Source organism: Flavobacterium sp. CFS9, assembly GCF_041154745.1.
GTDB lineage: Bacteria > Bacteroidota > Bacteroidia > Flavobacteriales > Flavobacteriaceae > Flavobacterium.
Window position 1 is genome coordinate 237,045 of the sequence record NZ_AP031573.1, and the last position, 18,373, is coordinate 255,417.

An 18,373-nucleotide genomic window follows, 5' to 3' on the forward strand; every position below is an offset into this window, starting at 1 on the left:
ATTCCAATCTCCGACATAAAAAACGCTACATCATGCTTTCTTTGCTTTTCAAAAATTTACCGTTTCTGAAAATTCATAAAATTTCACAGCAAAAAAACCTCCTTTTTAAATATCTTAGCAGAATATTACCATCCTTAATAAATCAACAAAAATGGCTGAGCAATCTTCAATCCAGTGCCCTAATTGCGGCACACCAATCGATGTAAATGATGTTTTGAAACATCAGTTGGAAGATAGTATCCGTAAAGAATTTCAACAAAAAGCCAGCGCTCAGTCCAAAGAACTGGAACTTAAAAACGAACAATTCGAAAAAGCAAAAGCTGAATTTGAAGCCAAGAAAAAACAGGAAAACGAACTTTTTGCAGAAAGACTGGAGCGCGAAAGAAAAATAGCCGAAAAAGAAATTGCTGAAAAATTAAAAACCAAACTCGAAGAAGAAAACAAAGATCGTTTGCTTTTGATGGAAAAAGAGCTTTCTGAAAAATCAGAGAAACTTCGTGAACTTAATAAAATGGAAGGTGAAATTGCGAAACTTCAACGCGAGAAACTGGAAATGAAGGAGGCTATCGAAACGGAAGCTCAAAAACAGCTTAATGCTACTTTGATTCTGGAGCGTGACAAAATCCGAAAACAAGAGGAAGAAAAAAACGAATTAAAAATAAAAGAATACCAAAAACAATCTGACGATCAGAAAAAGCTGATTGAGGAAATGAAACGCAAGCAGGAACAGGGTTCTATGCAATTGCAGGGTGAAGTAATGGAGCTTGCAATTGAGGAATGGCTGGCCAGTAATTTTCCGTTAGATACTATTGATGAAGTAAAAAAAGGAGCCAATGGAGCCGATTGTCTTCAGGTTGTCAATACCCGAGAGGTACAAAATTGCGGTTCTATTTATTATGAAAGTAAGCGTACTAAAGCTTTCCAGCCTGCGTGGATTGAAAAATTTAAAAATGATATTCGAACCAAAAAAGCCAATATTGGTGTTTTGGTCACTGAGGTGATGCCTGCCGGAATGGATCGTATGGGAATGCGCGACGGCATCTGGATTTGTACTTATGAAGAATTTAAAGGACTAAGTGCTGTTTTACGTCAATCTTTAATACAAGTTAGCCATGCTGTTCAGGCACAGGAGAACAAAGGAGATAAAATGTCGATGCTCTATGATTTTTTAACCAGCAATGAATTCCGATTACAGGTAGAAGGAATTGTGGAGGGTTTCACACAAATGCAAAGTGATCTGGAATCTGAAAAAAGAGCCATGCAGCGTATCTGGAAACAACGCGAAAAACAAATTGAAAAAGTGGTTCACAATACTTTGGGAATGTACGGATCGATTCGCGGTATTGCCGGAAATGCGGTTCAGACCGTAAGAGCTTTAGAACTTGATTTTATCGAAGACGAAGAAGAACCGAATACAAAAGAACTGGAGTAACACAAGTAAAATTGATAGAATTACACAACTTGTGTACTTTTTACTCCCTTCCTGTTTATCTAAAAACAATTTGCCATTCCAATCAGCGAATTTTCCTGAACAATACTGTTTATCTCAGCATTAATCTTTGAAAATTTATCGCAATCGGAATGGCAATTTTAATATTATTTAGAAGACGGAAATTAGTCTACTTTTTTGAAAACCATTAATTTTCCATCAGGATTAGAAAGTGTCAATCTTAAATTCCCGACTGAGTACGTAGTTGTTTTTTGTAATGTTTCTACAAATTCACCTTCTTTATTAGCCGGCATACAAGCCATCAAAGTCGAAATTACATCAGAGAATCTTAACAATCCTTTTTCGAAGAAAATTTTTCCTCCAATATTATTACATCCTCCAAATCCTGAAAATGTATTCTCAGTTGAGTTAATTTCAATACGTGGCATTTCTTTTTGGAAGTCAGAAGAAGTAACTTTTCTTCCATTCAATTCCTCTAAAACCCAGATGTCATGCAAACGATAATCAGTAATATACTTACCACAGCCGTTTAACGTTTTACCATTAATTTCTACTTTAACGGTATAAGGCGAAACGTCACCTGACATTGAATCCGTACACTCAAATTGCTGAACGGTAATAGTAGCCTCTGTTTTTCCGTTTTTTACTCTATACATTTTTACATTAGCATCCATTGCTCTGATTGGTTCAACGGCATCAAAACTTATTGACTCCATTCCTTCGATCAATGATGTAAAAACAATTTTATCCTTTCCAAATTTTAATCCCCAAAACGGTTCATTTCCAGTAGCTTTAAAATAAACATTTAGATCTTCTTCTTCTGAAGTTGTTTGAGAAGCTGTTTCTTTTGTGTTTGTTTTTTTAACTGCAACCGACTTACAACTTAAGATCACAGACATTAGGGCGCATAGTAAAAGTACTTTTTTCATATCATTAAAATTTTTTATTATGCCTTCACACTAGAAAAAACCGAGCCAAAAATAAATATTGCCCGTTTTTTATGATTTTTTTAAGCAGAGTCTAATGTTAAATTTAAGAAAAATAACACAATTGCTAAAATAAACTTAAAAACGAAAAAATACTGTCATACACCACCATATTATAATGTGGAATAAAACAAATACACCTCTCCCATTGTCGAAAAAATTTACAAAACAACTAATTTCTGTATCTTTGAAGTCTATTATTTTACTAAAAAAATGAATACACCTTTTCAAAAAGCCAGCCAGTTGATTGATGCTGAGAACGCTCAGGATCCTAATATTGAAATCGATCAAAATACAGAGTACCCAAAAGAATTATTGTACTCAGACCGAATGTATAAACGATTGATGCAGTTTGAACCTGAAGCTTCAGAAGCTATTCAGATTGCCTCTAAAGCACAACACATCTGCCGATGGAAAGTGGCACGCGAATCGTATCCAATGGATCGTGTGGGATATTTGAAATGGCGGGAAGAGCTTAAAAAATTTCACGCAAAAACCACGGCCGGAATTCTGGAAAAAGCAGGCTATACTACTGAATTTATCGATCGGGTTTCCTTTTTAATTGAAAAGAAGCTTCTAAAAAAAGATGCCGAAACACAATTACTCGAAGATGTAATCTGTCTGGTTTTCTTAGAATATTATCTGGATCCGTTTGTACACAAACACGATGAAGAAAAACTCAAAAATATCATCAAAAAAACCTGGGATAAAATGTCAGACAAAGGGCATCAGGAAGCCTTGAAGATTCATTATACTGAAGAAAACTTAAATCTGATAAAAGCCTCTTTAGGGCTGTAACTTAATTTTAAATTAAGAAAAATTCGTTTCAGTATCTTCTGCGTAATTCTTCATTCCTATTACGTATATTTGCTTAGTCAATTTAGACCAATATACGTAGGGTCCTGAAGTAACAATTAAATAAATAATGAATAAAACGATTCGGGTAGTCCTCGCGGATAATCATGTTTTTGTAAGGGATGGAATAAAATCTTTGTTGGAAAACGAAGTAAATATAGAAGTTGTAGGCGAAGCTGCAGATGGAGTCGATACACTCGAAGCTGTTATTGCAAGTGAGCCAGACTTACTTATACTAGACATACGTATGCCACATTTAACCGGTATTGAAGTCGTAGAAAAACTTAGAAGTGAAAACAATAAGGTTAAAATTATTATACTTACCACACTTGAATCTGAAGAATACGTATTGGGTGCATTGAAAGCAGGTGCCGAAGGGTATTTATTAAAAGATTCCAGCAAAGAAGAATTTTTAAAAGCCTTACATACGGTTTTAAACGGAGGAAAATATTACAGCGGTGATGTTTCGGGAATTCTGATTCATCACTTTGTACATTGTACTGTTTCATTAGGGCGTAAACAAGCTTTAGCCGAAGAAATTACAATTACCAAGAGAGAAAAAGAAATTCTGTCTCTTTTATTGTCCGGAAAAGGGAATAAGGAAATTGGTGAAACCCTTAAAATCAGTAAACGTACTGCCGAAGTTCATCGTTTTAACTTAATGAAAAAACTAAAAGTAAAGAATCTTATGGAGCTTTCAAACAAAGCAACCGAGTATTCTTTGCTATAAAAATTACGTACAATTACGTAACTATTTTATCCGTAAATTCAATATTAGATCTGCCCTTTTCTATTTCTGAAAAGGGTATTTTTTTGTTCTGCAAATTCCCTGAAAAAACTCATTAATTTGGTATATTTGAGAGGATCTTTTCTGAAACAGGAAAATTAGCGTATGAAAATTATAGCATGGAATTGTAATATGGCCTTCAGAAAAAAAGCAGCATTTCTGGAAGCTTACAATGCTGATATTGTTGTCATTTCAGAATGTGAAAATCCTGAAAATCTAAAATTCAGTCCCAATACAAAATTACCGAACGACATGCTTTGGTACGGAACCAATCCACACAAAGGACTTGGTGTTTTCTCCTATAGTAGCTATAAGTTTGAGCTATTGGATTGTCACAATCCATTATTCAAAAACATTTTACCCATAGCAGTAACCGGTGGGGACGTTGATTTTACTTTGTTCGCCATTTGGGCCAATAATCCTCAGGACAAAGACGGACAATATGTAACTCAGGTTTGGAAAGCGATTCATTACTACGAAGGACTGATCACTAAAAATAAAACCATTTTAATGGGAGACTTCAACAGCAATACGATTTGGGACAAACCCCGAAGAGAAGCCAATCATACCAACGTTGTAAATAAACTAGCCCAACAACAAATTTTCAGTACCTATCACAAATATTTCAATCAACTGCAGGGTAAAGAAGAGCATCCTACTTTATATCTTTACCGGCATGAAAATAAACCTTACCATCTTGACTACTGCTTTGCTTCGAATGATTTCATAGAAGTTCTAGAAACTGTAGAAATGGGTACTTATCACGATTGGATTGTACACAGCGATCACATCCCTTTAATCATTAATTTCAATATATAAATCATGACCAACTCCTGGACCGAACGGTGGAACGACCGTTACAGCGCTGAAGAATTTGCCTATGGCACCGCGCCCAACAATTATTTAAAAGAATCATTAGAAAAACAAGACATCGGAACGATTCTTTTTCCTGCTGAAGGAGAAGGCCGAAATGCCGTCTTTGCAGCTAAACTGGGCTGGAAGGTCTCGGCATTTGATATTAGTTCAGAAGGAAAGAACAAAGCGCTTAAACTAGCCAAATCCGAAAATGTCATTCTGGATTATCAGGTTGGAGAACTTGAGACCTTGAAATATCAGCCGGAGCAATTTGATGCTATTGCCTTAATTTATGCCCACTTTCCCGCAGAAATTAAATCGTCAATTCACAAAACACTTGATCAATACCTGCGTAAGGGCGGCTTCATCATTTTTGAAGCTTTCAGTAAAAAACACCTGGAATATCTCGCCATAAATGATAAAGTAGGCGGACCAAAAGATATTGCATCACTGTTCTCCATTGAAGAAATCCAATCTGACTTTCCTAATTATGAAATCATTACCCCGGAAGAAAAAGAAATTGAACTGAATGAAGGTCTCTTTCATAACGGAAAAGGCTCCGTAATCCGATTTATCGGAAAGAAAAAATAATTATTTTACCACAATTCGCAGGGACGTATTATTACGTCTCTGCCCTGCTCCTTTTCTCACACTTCATTAATAAGTTCTCGTTCTGTAACTTACCATTACTCCACTCTCTATTCTTTTTTACACCTTAATTTCTCTATTTTTTCAGGTAGAATTGTTAAGAGATTTTAATCTTTAATTTTCATTGTCAACGCAAATTATTCGTTTTCAGTTATTTAATATTAAAATTTATTCAAAAACTTAACATTACAAGACTTGTTTTATCGTTATCTTTACTTAACACTGAATTAACCATTTGGTTACATTACCAGTAATTAACCTTATCTAAAAGCGTATTAAATATGGAAAACAAGACCGAAGAAACGAATCCTGAGAAGATCGATTCACCAAAAACTGAAACCACTCCACCTGTTACTGATACTGTAAAACCTGTTACCGCTCCTGTTAAAAAAGCACCCGTTCGTAAAGCACCTGCTACCAGAACAACAGCAGCAAAGCCAGCTACACCTAAACCAGCAGCACCTAAACCAACAACGGTAAAAGCTCCGGCAGCTTCAGTTACAAAAGCAGCAACGACGCCCACAGAAAAGGCACCTGCTAAAGCTGTTGTAAAACCGGCAGCAGTAACTACACCTAAACCGGCCGTACAAAAATCACCGGCAAAAACCACAGCAGCACCAGCTGCTAAGCCAGAAGAGAAAGCTGCTACCCTAACAGCTGCTCCTAAGCCAAAAGAAGAAAATACTAACCAGGCAGTTAAAATCGAAGATACAGAAAAAGATAAAGCTGCTAAAAAAGTCAAAAAAGTGAAAGACAAAGAAAAAGAGAAAACCAAAAAGAAACTGGCTAAGAAAAAAGAGAAAGCTAAAAAAGATAAAAAGAAAGAAAAAGCTAAAAAGGCAAAACTAAAAGCAGCAGCTAAGAAAAAAGAAAAAGCCAAAAAAGCGAAAGAAAAAGCTAAAGCTAAAAAAATTGCAAAAAAGAAAGCAAAGGCTAAAAAAAAGGCAAAAGCTAAAAAGAAAAAATAATACTCAAAAGGTTTGACTTTGTAAAAGTTAAACCTTTTTCTATTTAAAAAAGAGTCAATAAAAGGGCTGAAAGCTCAATAGCACAAGCATAGTTCAACGTACTATGATCTAAGTTAAGAAAGAATATTGCCCTGAAAGGGCAAGAGCAACCAAAATGTTTTTTTTCATGTGCTCAGGCTTTTGCCCTTTCAGGGCGTAAACTATCTTTTCATCATTCATACATAGCGCTTCGCGCCATGCTACGGCCAAGGCTCTTTCAGAGCAAGTTTTTATATACAACAATAATTAAATAAAGGGCTGAAAGCCCAAGAGCGCAAGCATAGTGCAACGCACTATGATCTAAATCAAAACAGAATATTGCCTTGAAAGGGCAAGAGCAACCAAAATCTTTTTTTTCATGTGCTCAGGCTTTTGCCCTTTCAGGGCGTAAAACATCCTTTCATTTTTCATAGTGCTTCGCACTATGCTATGGATAAAGCTCTTTCAGAGCAAGTTTTTTATATACAACAATAATTAAATAAAGGGCTGAAAGCCTAAGAGCGCAAGCATAGTGCAACGCACTATGATCTAAATCAAGACAGAATATTGCCCTGAAAGGGCAAGAGCAACCTCAACAGGTATTTTTTTCATGGTGTTCAGACTTTTGCCCTTTCAGGGCGTAAACTATCTTTTTATTACTCATAGCGCTTCTCACTATGCTATGGCTAAAGCTCCTTTCAGAGCAACCTTTTTTACATAACAAGAAGTAAATAAAAAGACTGAAAACCAACAATGTAAAAATTTTGCAACGCACTATGTTACGGCTAAGGCTCTTTCAGAGCATTTTTTAACCTGATCCATTTAACTCCAGTCTCCCTTATAAATTTAAATTCTGAAAAATAAATTCATCGTCAAAATGTTCCTGGAAATAGGAAATCCAGTCTGAAGTGTTTCGTACTACTTCACCAATTACAATAATAGCGGGTGATGCCATCTTTTTTTCGGAGGCTAATTTTACAATGGTATCAATCGTTCCGACTACTTTTTGTTCCGATGCTTTTGTACCGTTCTGGATAATGGCAATGGGCAGATTGTCTTTTCTATTTTCCTGATAAATTGATATGATCTCTGTTAGTTTATGCATTCCCATCAAAATAATAACAGTCGCATCGGATTTAGAAGCCAAATGTATATCCTTAGACAACTTGTGATCGGAGGTCGTTCCGGTAATGACCCAAAAACTTTCCGCTACCTTACGCTGAGTTATGCTAATTCCAGCCGAAGCCGGAACGCCTAAAGCAGACGAAATACCCGGAACAATGTCCGTTTCAATTCCAAACTGTTCTGCAAATTCAATTTCTTCGCTTCCTCTTCCAAAAACAAACGGATCCCCTCCTTTTAAGCGAACCACATGTCCGTGACGTCTTGCCATCGAAACAATCAGTTCGTTAATCTGATCCTGACTGTAAGCGTGACAGCCCAATCGTTTTCCAACAAAAATAATTTCGCCATTTGAAGCGTATGCTAATAATTCTTCATTGACTAATGCGTCATATAAAACCACATCGGCACTTTTTAAAACTTTTAAGGCTTTCATGGTAATCAGTTCAACATCACCCGGTCCTGCTCCAACAATTGTTAACTTTGGTATTTTCAAACTTTGCATAATGGTCTAACTTAAATTGACATTCAAATCGTCTAATTCGTCAGCCGAATTGATTCTGCTTAGGTGAAAAGTTTCACTTTCTTCCAGATTAATAATTTGATGCGGTATTCCTTCCAACAAATCCATCACTTTTAATTCATTCCTATCAATGGCTTTTTTTATAAAAGGAATCATTATTCTGGAATAAATTCCTATTAGCGGATGCATGCGGCTTTCTGAGGCAAAAACTGTAATTCCGGCTTCTTTTGTATGTTTAGAAAGTAGTTCCTGTAATAATTCAGTTGAAATTAACGGAATATCACAGCTCAAAATCAGGTTAAATTCAGTTTCCGATTGTAATAAGGCTGTATAAATTCCTCCTAACGGACCTTTATCTGCAATAACATCCGGTATTTTTGGATAAGTGAGATAATCATATTTCTTAGATTCCGTGATTAAAACAATCTTTTGGGTTACGGGCAAAATGGCTCCAATAATGTGCTCTATAAACGGTTTTTTCCGAAACAAAACCAATCCTTTCTCTGACTGCAGCTGAGAACTTTTTCCTCCACAAAGAATAAATGCTGTTAGTTGTTCCATGATTTTATTGTTTTGTTTCAGGTTTAAAGTTTAAAGTTTCAAGTTTCCAAATTTTAGGTTTACTCCTAGTCTGGTCCTAAGATCGAAACTCATAACTCACAATACCTCCTTTTTCACCCTATAAATTTAGCTTAATTCTTTGGAATACATCTTTAAAAATCAATTTGGTTTAATGATTAGCACTTATAACTGATTGATTTACTTCTCCATTTTAAAAATTTTGACTGATTCAAAATGATACCTTCTTATTAATGTACATGAAACTTTTTAGACTAAAATCACTTTCTCAGACGTTTTTGCATTAGTATAAAATGTGGTAAGACATTAAAAACTAGAAAACTAAGTATAAAGTACTACATTTTTTAACCTAATAAAAGACAAGCGATTCTTTTTACACTCTTTCAAACAAAACAGACAAAACACTAAAAACCAACATATTACAAGCTAAAAATCCATACCAAAAACTTCTTAATTTGTACTTTTTCAAAAAAAAATAAACAAATTTTTGGTTTTTATTATATTAAAATTAACTTTGTCTATAGGATTAGTAGAGTTTAAAATAATATTTGAAACCAAAAAAATCATATTTTGAAAACAACCGAAAACAGATCGAATTACATTCTTCCTAAAAAATACACTTATAACACTTTCTGTTATATGTGCTTCTGTTGCTAAACCTCCGCTTTTTTTTCGTTTGCATTCGATTTCTCTTTTACATCGAATTGTTTTAAAAACGAATTTTTAAATACACACAAGATTCCATATTGAAATTTCAAAGTCGGTTTGATGCATTCATTTGTGTCAAAAAGAGCACAGAAATTATACCTATATCTTAAAAAAGAATAACTAACCAATAAAAAAACAAAATGAAAAAAATGCATAGCTGTTGCTGTAAATAAAAAAAGCCATTTCTGCGGCAACAGAAATGGCAAGGCTTAAAGAATATTTATCACTAAACCAAGAATACGATCAGAGAGTTGAAAATTCAACTTTCAGGGCTTCTTGTTCATTAATTAAACCAGTACAAAGAAATGAAAAAAAAATTAAAAATATACTCATTCCTCTTTCTCCTGCTGTTATCGGCGGGAATTAATGCCCAAAATACAACACCTCTTATACAATCGAAACTCGACGGAACGGTCGTAGACGATATTACTAATCAGCCCATTATTGGTGCTTCAGTAGTAATTAAAGGAACCACACACGGTGTTCAGACGGATGCCGAAGGAAAATTTTACTTTCAAACCGGACAAAAATTTCCTTATACCTTAATTGTAACCTACATTGGATATAAAAAATCAGAGATCATAGTTGAAAAAAATCCTGTCACTATCCATTTAAAAGAAGAACGTCAGGAACTAGATGAACTGGTGGTTGTTGGTTACGGATCTCAGAAACGAAAAGACATTACAGGTTCTGTAGCTTCAGTTCCAAAAGCCAATTTAAGTCAGGTGACCTCATCGGCAGATAATTTACTTCGAGGTGCTATTCCCGGAGTGGTAGTTACACAAAGTTCAGGTCGTCCCGGTGCCTCATCCAGTGTTCGAATCAGAGGTGGAAACTCCATTACAGCCGGTAACGAACCTCTTTATGTCGTGGATGGAATTTTAATTTATAACGACAATAACAACAGTACGGCCGGAGTTGCCAATGCGGGAGCTACTGTCAATGTTTTGTCGACGATTAATCCCGGTGATATCGAATCTATTGAAGTACTAAAAGATGCTTCTGCCACTGCCATATACGGATCACGAGGTGCAAACGGAGTGGTGATTATCACTACTAAAAAGGGAACAAAAGGTCAGGACAATATCTCTTATCAGGGCTATGTTGGATTCCAGAATGTGTCAAAAAAGCTGAACTTAATGAATGCCAGTCAATGGGCAAGCCTGCGCAACGATGTTCAGGCCAGCATTGGTCAGGCACCCTCTTTTTCTGCTGCCCAAATCGAAGCTTTAAAAACTTCGGGAGGATATGACTGGCAGTCAGCTGTTTTTAGAACTGCAGCACCGATTCAAAATCACCAATTGTCCTTTTCAGGAGGTGATGACCGCTCAAGATATGCGATTTCGGCGGGGTATTTTCAACAGGACGGAATTGTAATTGCCTCCGATTTTAAACGTATTTCGTTACGTGTCAATTATGAACGAAACTATTCTCAGAATTTTAAATTTGGTGTGAATGCTAACTACAGTAATTCTGTTGCCAATGGTATTGGCACAAATGGCGGTTCTTCTGCCGGAAGACAGCCTAATCCGTTAGTAGTTGCTTTGTATCAGCCCCCCGTAGTTCCGATCAAAAATCCTGACGGAAGCTATAACCTGACCAATAATCCGTACGCAACAGCTGTTAACGGGATCATTGCCAATCCGATAAATGATCTGGTGAGTACGACCAATGAAACTAAAATCAACAGGATTCTGACCAGTTTATTCGGTGAATACAAAATCACCAAAAAACTTACCGCAAAAGTGGCTGTCAGCGGTGATGTTATCAATACCAAGCAAAATTACTACGCTCCGGCAACAACAACTACGGGAGCCGGAACGAAAGGTTTTGGTTCTGTTGGAGACCGATTAGTGAGTTCTGTATTGAATGAAAACACTTTGAATTATAACACAACTTTCGGAGATCATCATAAATTTTCAGCCTTAGGTGGATATACACTTCAATACACACAAGGTGAAGTGGTGAATGCAGGAGCCCAGTTCTTTGTAAACGATGCCAATACTTACAATGCTTTACAAGATGGTGTCCCGGTAAAACCTTCTACAGATGCTTTCGAAAGTGTCTTAAAATCATGGCTGACCAGAGTGAATTATTCGTATAAAGGAAAATACAACTTTACGCTTTCCGGCCGTGCAGACGGATCTTCAAGATTCGGTTCAAAATCGTTATGGGGTTATTTCCCTTCGGCAGGATTTTCATGGAATATTACAGATGAATCTTTCGCCAACAATATTAAAGGCTTAACGGAAGCTAAACTAAGAATAACAGCCGGAACTACGGGTAATCAGGAAATTGGAAATTATCTTTCTCTGGCTCAGATGGGTTCTGTAAATTATGCTTTCGGAGGAACACTGCAAACCGGTTTAGCTCCTACCCGACTGGCCAATCCGGATTTGAAATGGGAAAAAACCAATCAATATAATGTGGGATTGGATTTGTCTTTATTAAACCGCAAAATCAATTTTGTATTTGATGCGTACTACAAAAAAACAAATGATTTACTGATCAATGTACCTGTGCCGCTGATTTCAGGATATGCGTCTGTATTGCAAAATATTGGAGGTGTTGAAAATAAAGGTATCGAGATTGGTCTGATCACCGAAAATCTAAAAACAGAACACTTTTCATGGAATTCTAATTTCGTTTTTTCTGCCAATAAAAACAAAGTAGTGGCTATCGGAAACGGCGTTGATCAATTTTTTCCTGTAGTACCAAACGGCTCTTTATTACAGCAGCAGCCCGTAACCGTAAAAGTAGGATTGCCTCTGGGAACTTTTTGGGGATACAAAACCAATGGCATTTTCCAAACTCAGGACGAAGTCAACACTCAACCTAAAATCAACAGTTTAGCCAATACAAAAGTTGGAGACCGAAGATATGTGGATACTAACGGTGATGGTGTCATTACAGCTCTTGACAAAGGAAATCTTGGAAGTTCGCAACCTAAATTTGTCGCAAGCTTCAGCAACACGATTTCGTATCATGACTTTGATCTTAACTTTTCTTTTCAGGGATCTTATGGCGGTAAAGTATTCAATGCTTTAAATCAGCAATTAGAAATTTCGACTCTGGGCACCAATGCTAATGTTACTTTAGAAGACCGTTGGACTCCAACGAATCCAAGCAACGAAGTACCAAGAGCTACCAGTTCTCCACTAGGGATTGTTTCAGAACGTTACATTGAAGACGCTTCTTTCTTACGATTAAAATTAATTACTCTGGGGTATACTTTACCGAAAAGCCTTTCCAAAAGACTGGGTGCTAAGAGCGTTAAATTTTATGTCTCTGCCGAAAACTTAATTACATGGACCAAATACACGGGATATGATCCTGAAGTAAGCTCCTACGAGCAAAACAACTTATACCCGGGAATTGATTTTGGCTCTTATCCTAATTCAAAAACATTCATCTCAGGCCTGAACGTAACTTTTTAAGAAAAAAAATATAAAATGAAAAAGCATATTATAACATTCCTATTGAGTGCCGGACTATTGGTATCGTGCACCGATCTAGAGGTCACACCAACCTCATTTGTAACCGAAGACAATTATTTTAAAACTCAGGACGATGCTGTTGCCAGCTTAACTGCTGTTTATGCTTCATTGAGTCTTGATCCGGGAGAACAGAGTTTATTTGGCCGAAATTTATATTTCCTGACCGACATGGCTTCTGATTATGCCGCGGCGGGAGTTTCGGCAACCAATCCGCAGGTGAGAGCTTTAAGCAGTCTCACGCATGATGCCACTTCTGATCGTGTTCAGGTGGCGTGGCGTCAAATCTATGCCGGAATAAACAGAGCCAATGTTGCTATCGATAATATTCCAAAAGTAGCCGGTTCGGACGCTGTTAAAAACAGATTGATTCTCGAGGCTAAATTCATTCGAGGTTTACTGTACTTTCAGGCAGTACGCCTTTGGGGCGGAGTTCCGATTGTTTTGCACGAACCGACCTCTATTCAATTAGAAAGTTTAAAATCAAAAAGAGCCTCTGTAGCAGAAGTTTATACCCAAATTATTTCAGATTTAAAAGATGCTGAAGCTTTACCAGCAACTTATCCTGCCACAGATGCCGGACGTGCTACATCGGGAGCGGCAAAAGCCATTCTGACCAAGGTTTACCTTACGAGAAAAGACTATCCGAATGCTATTTTAAAAGCCAGAGAAGTAATTAATGGCGGCTATGGATATGCACTTTTTGAAAACTTCCAGGATATTTTTACTAAAACCAAAAAGAACGGAAAAGAACATATTTTCTCCGTTCAGTTTGAACCCAATCAGGCCGGAAATGGTTCCAGCGGAAGTACTTTTCAGGCTACTTCTTTTACCGGATTCACTGCTACGGAACCTGCTGATATTATTTCGGATGTTGCTTTGTTTTATGATATTTATGCTGCCGGAGATACCAGACGTGATGTAAGTTATGCCAAACAATTACCAATTCCCGGTACGGCAAACGTATACACTTTTCCGAAACCGATCTTCAAAAAGTATCTGGACTTAACGAATCTGGCCACACCTTCAAACGTAGCCATCAATTTTCCGATAATTCGTTATGCTGACATTTTACTGTCTTTAGCGGAAGCGATAAACGAACAGGGAGCACCAACTCCCGAGGCCTACGAATTAATCAATCAGGTAAGAAGAAGAGCTTTCGGAAAACCAATCAATACGCCCGACCCAACAGTTGATTTAGCGGGATTAACGCAAACCACTTTCAGGGCTGCCCTGCAGGAAGAACGCAAAAAAGAATTCGTTCAGGAAGGACAACGCTGGTTTGATTTGGTTCGTTGGGGAACTTTGGTTACCGAAGTCAAAAAAGTACTGGCCAAAAATTCTGTTTCCGAACGAAATAATTTATACCCAATTCCACAAAGCGAAAGAAACATCGACCCAATTGGATTGCCACAAAACCCCGGATATTAATTAACACAACCCAAAAACTAATACATTATGAAAAATTTTAAACACAATAGTAAAATTAAAAGTCCGCAAAAAGGACTTTTATTTACTGCGTTGCTTGCAGCGCAACTGAGTTTTGCACAAAACAATCCGAATGCTGATTTCAAAGGCGTTATTGGAAAAACTTTAGCCGATTCGAAAGAATATTGGCCTGAGCCTGTAAAAGCACCCGCGGGTGCCCCAAATATTGTCTGGATCTTACTGGATGATGTTGGATTTGGAGCTTCAAGTGCTTTTGGAGGTCTTATTCAAACACCCACTTTTGACAATCTGGCCAATAATGGTTTGCGTTACACCAATTTTCACACCACGGCTATTTGTGCTCCTACCCGTTCTGCTCTTTTAACGGGAAGAAATTCGGGGAAAGTACACGTAAGCGGCTTCTCTCATACCGTTTTATCGGCCGGTTTCCCTGGTTGGGACGGAAGAATTCCATCGGATAAAGGTACCATTGCCGAAATTCTGAGAGACAAAGGATACAATACTTTTGCAGTGGGAAAATACGGTCTAACTCCTGACGAAGAAGCTACTGATGCCGGGCCTTTTGACAGATGGCCTACCGGAAAAGGCTTCGAACATTTCTTTGGCTTCTTAGGATCACAAACCGATCAGTACAAACCGGATTTGGTAGAAGACAACGCACATGTTACTCCTGACGGAAGACATTTAACCGATCAGATTACAGACAAAGCCATTAGCTACATCACCAAACAGCACAAAGCAGCGCCAGACAAACCTTTCTTTTTGTACTATGCGCCGGGTGCTGTACACGCACCTCATCAGGTAGCAGAATCCTGGAGTGACCCTTACAAAGGAAAATTTGATGAAGGCTGGGATGCTTATCGCGAAAAAGTACTGGCCAACCAGAAAAAATTAGGTGTAATTCCTGCCAATGCCGTATTACCGGAACGCAATCCGTTGATTACCGACTGGAAAAAACTAACTCCGGATCAAAAGAAAGTGTACGCCCGATTCATGGAAGTGTATGCCGGATATCTTACCTATACCGATCATGAAATTGGACGTATCGTTGAGCATTTAAAACAAACCAATCAACTGGAGAATACTTTGATTTTTGTGGCCATTGGCGATAATGGTGCCAGTAAAGAAGGAACTACACAAGGAACCATCAACCAAAGTCTGTTTGCTCAGGGAGGATCTGATGAAGAAAACCTTCAGAAAAACCTAAACAATATTGGTGAAATCGGAACGGCAAAAGGACTCAACACCAATTATCCGTTGGGATGGGCTCAGGCTACGAATGTTCCGTTTAAAAACTGGAAACAAGATGCACAATCGGAAGGAGGAACACGTAACCCATTGATTGTTTTTTATCCGAAAGGAATTAAAGAAAAAGGCGGAATCAGAAATCAATACAGCCACGTAACCGATCTGTTGCCAACAACTTTAGACATTGCCGGAATTAAAACTCCGGAATATATCCGGGAGATCAAACAGGATGCGATTCAGGGTTCTACCTTTTATGCTTCTTTAAACGATGCCAAAGCACCTTCATTGCATACTGTTCAATACTATTACATTTTCGGAAACAGAGCCATCTACAAAGATGGCTGGAAAGCAGGAGCCGCTCACCTGCCGGATTCTTTTGCGGTAAAAAAATCGCTGGGTAAAAACGAAAAACCAACCGAAAGTAATTTTGACACAGACGTATGGGAATTGTACAACCTGAACGAAGATTTTAACGAACGTAACGATCTGGCTAAAAAATACCCTGAAAAATTAGCCGAACTTAAAAAACTGTTTGACGAACAAGCTAAAGAAAATAATGTTTACCCATTGATAGACTGGCAGGATGTGTACAACAGAAGGATCCACAACACCACAGCCGACAAAGGAAAAACATTACAGGATCTCATCCAACAAGCCACCAGACCCGGAAATTCAAAATAATTAACCCAATAAAGATTCAGGTCTTTTGTCAATGTATTAAAGACCTGAATCTCTTTTAATTCCAATCCACATGAAAAAAGCAGATTATGAAATTATAGGAAAGAAAATACTCGTGGGAGCGATTATTTTTTTAGTTCCGTTACTCATTCTGGCGGGAGGTCTAACTTTAATTAGCAACTTTTTAAAATAAAAATCATGGCAGCAACAGCTTATAATTCAAAAAGTAAACTAACCAGAGATTTAAGTATTAGTCTCTTCATTTATGCACTGCCTGTTTTGGCAATCTTTCTGTACTTCAAATTAACGAATGGTGTAATAGCTCAATCCCACATTGCCTTGCCATCATTTTTAGAATTTATCAAACCGGCTTTCGAAAACATCAGAACCTGGGGGCTAACAGCTTTTATGGTGGTTCTGGGTATTATCGAATTTACGGCAGGTTTATACGACGATCAATGGACGGGTCAGGAACGCAAAGTAGATATCATTTGTTTTCTGGCGCCTAAATTGCTTTTACCTCCGGTAGTTGCTTTTTTCAGTCTTACTGCATTACCGTACTTAATTCCCAATCTTGCCAACTCCCTTTCGTGGGTTCCGTTTTGGGGAGGCTTTTTCCTGATCGCAGTAGCCGATGATTTAACACAGTATTGGTACCATCGTCTGCACCATCAGGTTCCTTTTTTATGGCGCTTTCACCGAACGCACCACTCCGCTCCGTACATGGGAATGGCGATGGCATCCAGACAAAACTTTATTTACACCGTTTTCTTTTCGCAAATTTACTTAACGGCAACTTTAACTTTTTTAGGTTTAGGATTGCCCGCTTTATTTGTATTGGTCATCAAAAGTTTCATCACTTTAGGCGCTCACTCCAGTATTGCCTGGGACAAACCGTTTTACAAATACAAAGTTTTACATCCGATTGCGTGGGTTCTGGAACGTTTAATTTCAACTCCTGCAACTCATCACGCCCATCATGCGGATACCAGCGGTGACGGTGTAGGACATTTTAAAGGGAACTTTGGAAATATGTTTTTTATCTGGGACATTATTTTCGGAACAGGTTTAATCACCAGAAAATTTCCAAAATCATACGGAATGAAATCTTACAAACAAGAAGAATGGTACGCACAGTTTCTTTGGCCCATCTTCAAATCCAAAAAAGAAGGAAGTGCTTTGGCTGAAGGAGTGCTGGCAGTTCCACTACGACAAAAAGTAGAAAACACATTGCCTAATCCGACTTACTATGAACAAATTCAATCTTAACGATCATGATAAAAAATAAAACAATCCAAAACAGGATCGCCATCGTGATACTGTTTTTATCCGGAATTGGTTTCGCACAGCAAAAATCAACCAACACCGTCTCTCTGGACATTTTTTACGCTAAAATTCAAAACGAAAAAAAACCGCAGATCATTGATGCCCGAGGCCCTGAAGAATTTGCGCTGAACCACATCAATGGAGCACAAAACTTTAATTTGGAATCGAAAGATTATGCCAAACGCATTGCTGCTTTAGATAAAACAAAACCGGTTTTCACTTACTCCATCGGTGCAGGCAGAAGTGTCTGGCTTGCTGATGCATTACTGAAAAATGGTTTTAAAGAAGCTTATAGCTTAGAAGGCGGCATTGCCAATTGGATTGGAAACGGAAAACCTTTTTATACCAATTCAAAAAGCAAATTAACCTTAGCCGAATACAACAAAATCATTACAGAAAACAATGATGTTTTGGTTGATATTGGCTCCATTTACTGTGGTGCCTGCAAAAAAGTAAAACCTGTTCTGGAAACCATCAGAGCACAATACGGAACCAATTTAAAAATCGTTGAAATTGACCTGGAAGACAGTCCGCAAGTAATTGCCGACTTAAAAACAGTAAAAGTTTTCCCTACTTTGATTTTATACAAAAAAGGCAAAATTGTTTTCAAAAAAGAAGGTCTCGGAGATTTAAAAAATGATGTCGATGTTGCTTTGGCTTCCAAATAAAAAACTTTTTC

General features: G+C 37.5%; 15 protein-coding genes. 11 read left to right on the forward strand and 4 right to left on the reverse strand.

Going from position 1 to position 18,373, the window contains the following annotated elements; genetic code table 11:
• Positions 1 to 151: 151 nt before the first annotated feature.
• Positions 152 to 1,432, forward strand: coding sequence for a DUF2130 domain-containing protein (locus ACAM30_RS00770; protein WP_369616763.1), 1,281 nt, complete (start codon positions 152 to 154; stop codon positions 1,430 to 1,432).
• A gap of 182 nt (positions 1,433 to 1,614) precedes the next feature.
• On the opposite strand, the gene ACAM30_RS00775 is transcribed toward ACAM30_RS00770, so the two are convergent.
• Positions 1,615 to 2,379, reverse strand: a complete 765-nt coding sequence (locus ACAM30_RS00775; protein ID WP_369616764.1) for an META domain-containing protein — start codon at positions 2,377 to 2,379, stop codon at positions 1,615 to 1,617.
• Between the two features lie 270 nt (positions 2,380 to 2,649).
• Between ACAM30_RS00775 and ACAM30_RS00780 the strand changes: the two genes are divergently transcribed.
• The 4 genes from ACAM30_RS00780 (at position 2,650) to ACAM30_RS00795 (ending at position 5,524) form a co-directional block, all read left to right on the forward strand.
• Positions 2,650 to 3,234, forward strand: a complete 585-nt coding sequence (locus ACAM30_RS00780) for a DUF4202 domain-containing protein (RefSeq protein WP_369616765.1) — start codon at positions 2,650 to 2,652, stop codon at positions 3,232 to 3,234.
• A gap of 127 nt (positions 3,235 to 3,361) precedes the next feature.
• On the forward strand, positions 3,362 to 4,021 hold the full coding sequence (locus tag ACAM30_RS00785; RefSeq protein ID WP_369616766.1) for a response regulator: 660 nt from the start codon (positions 3,362 to 3,364) through the stop codon (positions 4,019 to 4,021).
• A gap of 162 nt (positions 4,022 to 4,183) precedes the next feature.
• Positions 4,184 to 4,897, forward strand: a complete 714-nt coding sequence (locus ACAM30_RS00790) for an endonuclease/exonuclease/phosphatase family protein (protein WP_369616767.1) — start codon at positions 4,184 to 4,186, stop codon at positions 4,895 to 4,897.
• A 3-nt stretch (positions 4,898 to 4,900) separates the two neighbouring features.
• A complete protein-coding gene (locus ACAM30_RS00795; protein WP_369616768.1) occupies positions 4,901 to 5,524 on the forward strand; it encodes a class I SAM-dependent methyltransferase in 624 nt (207 codons plus the stop codon).
• A 301-nt stretch (positions 5,525 to 5,825) separates the two neighbouring features.
• Here ACAM30_RS00795 and ACAM30_RS00800 read toward each other — a convergent pair whose 3' ends face one another.
• Positions 5,826 to 6,323 carry a hypothetical protein gene (locus tag ACAM30_RS00800; RefSeq protein WP_369616769.1) on the reverse strand — a complete coding sequence of 166 codons (498 nt, stop codon included), beginning with the start codon at positions 6,321 to 6,323 and terminating at the stop codon, positions 5,826 to 5,828.
• Between the two features lie 4 nt (positions 6,324 to 6,327).
• Here ACAM30_RS00800 and ACAM30_RS00805 point away from each other — a divergent pair, with 4 nt between their 5' ends.
• Entirely contained in the window at positions 6,328 to 6,549 is a 222-nt protein-coding gene (locus ACAM30_RS00805) for a hypothetical protein (protein ID WP_369616770.1), read from the forward strand.
• Between the two features lie 856 nt (positions 6,550 to 7,405).
• Here the strand turns inward: ACAM30_RS00805 and cobA are convergent.
• Positions 7,406 to 8,194 carry a uroporphyrinogen-III C-methyltransferase gene (cobA, locus tag ACAM30_RS00810; protein ID WP_369616771.1) on the reverse strand — a complete coding sequence of 263 codons (789 nt, stop codon included), beginning with the start codon at positions 8,192 to 8,194 and terminating at the stop codon, positions 7,406 to 7,408.
• A 6-nt stretch (positions 8,195 to 8,200) separates the two neighbouring features.
• The gene (locus tag ACAM30_RS00815; RefSeq protein WP_369616772.1) at positions 8,201 to 8,773 is read right to left on the reverse strand and encodes a molybdenum cofactor guanylyltransferase; all 573 of its coding nucleotides are present in this window, start codon (positions 8,771 to 8,773) and stop codon (positions 8,201 to 8,203) included.
• A gap of 1,031 nt (positions 8,774 to 9,804) precedes the next feature.
• On the opposite strand from ACAM30_RS00815, the gene ACAM30_RS00820 reads away from it, so the two are divergent.
• From ACAM30_RS00820 to ACAM30_RS00840, 5 genes are all read left to right on the forward strand, one after another.
• Complete coding sequence (locus ACAM30_RS00820) at positions 9,805 to 12,936, forward strand: SusC/RagA family TonB-linked outer membrane protein (protein WP_369616773.1); 3,132 nt, start codon at positions 9,805 to 9,807, stop codon at positions 12,934 to 12,936.
• A 15-nt stretch (positions 12,937 to 12,951) separates the two neighbouring features.
• The gene (locus tag ACAM30_RS00825) at positions 12,952 to 14,424 is read left to right on the forward strand and encodes a RagB/SusD family nutrient uptake outer membrane protein (protein ID WP_369616774.1); all 1,473 of its coding nucleotides are present in this window, start codon (positions 12,952 to 12,954) and stop codon (positions 14,422 to 14,424) included.
• A gap of 27 nt (positions 14,425 to 14,451) precedes the next feature.
• Complete coding sequence (locus ACAM30_RS00830) at positions 14,452 to 16,371, forward strand: arylsulfatase (RefSeq protein WP_369616775.1); 1,920 nt, start codon at positions 14,452 to 14,454, stop codon at positions 16,369 to 16,371.
• Between the two features lie 195 nt (positions 16,372 to 16,566).
• Positions 16,567 to 17,637 carry a sterol desaturase family protein gene (locus tag ACAM30_RS00835; RefSeq protein ID WP_369616776.1) on the forward strand — a complete coding sequence of 357 codons (1,071 nt, stop codon included), beginning with the start codon at positions 16,567 to 16,569 and terminating at the stop codon, positions 17,635 to 17,637.
• Positions 17,638 to 17,642: 5 nt separating this feature from the next.
• Positions 17,643 to 18,362 (forward strand): thioredoxin domain-containing protein, encoded by a 720-nt coding sequence (locus ACAM30_RS00840; protein ID WP_369616777.1) that lies wholly within the window; start codon positions 17,643 to 17,645, stop codon positions 18,360 to 18,362.
• Positions 18,363 to 18,373 lie beyond the last annotated feature (11 nt).